This window comes from Psychrobacter sp. (genome assembly GCF_036731945.1).
In the GTDB taxonomy this organism is placed as follows: Bacteria; Pseudomonadota; Gammaproteobacteria; order Pseudomonadales; family Moraxellaceae; genus Psychrobacter.
The window spans coordinates 1846-5036 of record NZ_DAINDI010000110.1; the positions used below are offsets into that span (position 1 = coordinate 1846).

At 45.2% G+C, this 3191-nt stretch carries 4 protein-coding genes; all 4 read left to right on the forward strand.

The features are described 5' to 3' along the window. Positions 1-691, forward strand: a 691-nt coding sequence (locus V7D75_RS14155) for a PDZ domain-containing protein (protein ID WP_333615077.1), incomplete at its 5' end; no start/stop codon positions are given. Between the two features lie 490 nt (positions 692-1181). Further along, positions 1182-2087: a 4-hydroxy-tetrahydrodipicolinate synthase gene (dapA, locus tag V7D75_RS14160; RefSeq protein ID WP_102077794.1), complete on the forward strand. Its 906-nt coding sequence runs from the start codon at positions 1182-1184 to the stop codon at positions 2085-2087. A gap of 146 nt (positions 2088-2233) precedes the next feature. Next, on the forward strand, positions 2234-2554 hold the full coding sequence (locus tag V7D75_RS14165; protein ID WP_333615078.1) for a hypothetical protein: 321 nt from the start codon (positions 2234-2236) through the stop codon (positions 2552-2554). Positions 2555-2689: 135 nt separating this feature from the next. Continuing rightward, on the forward strand, positions 2690-3191 hold a 502-nt coding region (locus V7D75_RS14170), incomplete at its 3' end, for a phosphoribosylaminoimidazolesuccinocarboxamide synthase (protein ID WP_333615079.1).

Below are 3191 nucleotides of genomic sequence, written 5' to 3' on the forward strand. Positions count from 1 at the left end.
GGGTCTGTCATTCTCTATCCCGATTGATGCGGCGATGGATATTTATGAGCAGTTAAAAGATAACGGTGAAGTTGCGCGCGCCTATCTGGGTATTTTTCCGCAAGATATCGACCGTAATTTAGCCGAAGCTTATAATTTAGCGCGTCCGCAAGGGGCATTATTGACTCGCGTTTCACCAGACTCACCGGCGCAAAAAGCGGGGCTAAAGCCAGGCGATATTATTTTAAAATACAATGATGTTCTAATTATGGAAGCCTCCGATTTATTAAACCTGATTAATCGGGCGCGCCCTGACGATATTTTTCGCGTTCAGATTCAGCGCGACGGTAAACAAGCTATCATAACCGGCAAGCTTAGTAATGCTTCCAATGCTATGCAATCGCAAACCGGCGCACAGCAGGCCAACGGCATCAGCTTGGGACTGGCGCTACGCAATTTAACGCCGGAGGAGCAAATAGAGCTGGCCGCTGATAATAAGACCGGCGTGCTGGTCACCGCTATTGAGCCGACGGGACTCGCGGCACGCTCGGGTATACTGGCAGGCGACGTTATTACCAATTTGCACCAAAAACCGATTAAAACGGTCAACGATTTTTCTAGTGCCGTGGGGTCATTACCCGAAAAAGGGGTGGTGACGATTGAGATAGTCCGTCAGGGCATCCCAGGTATCATTGGTTTACGCATTGAATAGCAAAGGATAGCGTGATTAGCAGCGCTATGAATCGGCTGTCTTTACTTATAGCAATGCATATCGTCCGACCATTGCTATGTTGACGATTCGTTAAAATACCTAAAAAGGTTTTATCGCTACTATGCGAATACGCTACACTAATTGTTTAGTTTTCACGCACGTTTTTTAAGCCAAATAACATGGTGCTTAGCATTATGATAGATCGCTAATCTTTTGCTTTATAGAAGTATTAAGCATGAATTGTTTGATAGCGATGAAGGCAAAATATGCTACACTAGCAGGCGTTTTTATGGCTCTTGGTCAATCGAGTGGCCGCAGTTAAATAGCGTCAATCACGTTAGCATAATAAATACACAGTATGAACATCACGCAAGGTATTGCCCTGACGTTAGTTTTATCAAACGTTCAGCTCCATAGAGCAGATAGGGGCACTTGCAAACGACTTATCATGTGATAGCTTTAATAAAAGCTAGGATATACAGGCACGGTTATGAGCACAGCATACGACGATATTAAAACCCGACTACAAGGCTCAATGGTAGCCTTGGTAACGCCCATGCATCCTGACGGCACGGTCGATTATAAACGTCTGGCAGACCTCATAGATTGGCAAATTGAGCAGGGTACGCATTGCTTAGTCGCTGTCGGTACTACTGGTGAATCCGCCACTTTGTCAATGCAAGAGCACAGCGATGTGATTCGCTACTTTGTGCAGCATGTCAAAGGTCGCGTGCCTGTGATTGCAGGCACTGGTGCCAACAATACCATGGAAGCCATTAAGCTAACCCAAGATGCCGCCGAAGCCGGTGCTGATTGTGCGTTATTGGTCGCCCCTTATTATAATAAACCGCCACAAGAAGGTTTGTTTCAGCATTATAAGGCCATCGCTGAAGCGGTAAAAATCCCGCAAATGCTTTATAACGTACCGGGACGTACCGTTGTAGATATCGCCCAAGAAACCGTTGAACGCCTCGCTGATATTGACAATATCGTTGCTATTAAAGACGCCACAGGTTCGGCTGTCCGCGGTGAGCAACTGATTAGAGCCGTTGGCGACAGAATGGTGGTGCTATCTGGTGACGATAGTACAGCTCTTGAGCTGATGCAGTTCGGCGGTAAAGGCAATATTTCGGTGACGGCTAACGTGGCACCAAAAGCTATGAGTGAGACTTTTAGCGCTGGCCTGCGTGGTGATTTTGATGCCGCTCATAAAGTTCATGACGTAGTCAAGCATTTACACCGTGATTTATTTATCGAGTCAAGCCCTATTCCCGTCAAGTATGCGCTGCATAAAATGGGCATGATAGACACCGGTATTCGTTTGCCGTTGGTATGGTTGGCTGAAAAGCACCATGCGACCATTGATGAAGCTTTAATCCGTGCAAATTTACTTTAGGTTTTTATAAGTTTAATAAACATACCGCTTATAGTGGCTCTATAGGTTTTGACTATTAAGTAAAAAATTTTAGACATGGTAAAACTATAAGCGCTTTGCCTACATACGCACCAAATAAGCAATAACTGCTAACTCAGAGAGATAATATGATGACAGTATCATCAAACCCTGCAAAAATATTCCCGATGCTAATGACCGTAGTTTTGGGTAGTACGTTAGTGTTGAGCGGCTGCCAAGCGACAAAAGGTCTGTTTGGTAAGCGCGATAATGGTAGTCTTGAGTATCAGCAAAGCAAAAAACTGGCGCCATTAGAATTGCCAGCGGCGCAAGAAACAGCGCCATTTGTGCCGTTATATCCAACCCCAAATGCAGGTGCCAATACCTTAAAGCTAGAGAACGAGTCGGGTAAACAATATCAGCTGCCAAAACCTCAGCGTACAGTTGCCGTGACCCAAGCATCAGAATAAACCCCTTTTTCATCCCTATCTATACCGCTGGTCTTTTATTATGGTTAAGCAGGTTTGTTTTATACCTTAATATAAATGGCTTAGCGGTCACTGCGCGTTTTTACCACATAAGCTTGAACGAACAGGAACTCCCTCATGCAAAAGCAAGAACTGCTCTATAAAGGCAAAGCCAAATCTGTTTATGAAACAGAAGACCATGATTTGCTGATTTTACACTTCCGCGACGATACCTCAGCGCTTGATGGTAAGCGTATCGAACAGCTGGCTCGTAAAGGCGTGGTGAATAACCGCTTTAACGCCTTTATCATGCAAAAACTGGCTGACGCTGGTATCGAAACCCATTTTGAAAAGCAGTTGTCAGACGATGAAGTGTTGGTCAAGCGTTTAGACATGATTCCAGTTGAATGCGTGGTGCGTAATTTTGCCGCGGGCAGTTTGGTACGTCGCCTAGGTTTAGAGGAAGGTCAAGCTTTGACGCCGCCTACCTATGAGCTGTTTTATAAAGACGATGCGCTTGGCGATCCGATGGTCAATGAGTCCATCTCTATCTCGCTTGATTGGGCGAATGAGGCTCAATTGGCAAAAATGAAAGAGCTCAGCCACCAAGTTAATGAAGTGCTAAAAGAGCTGTTTGATG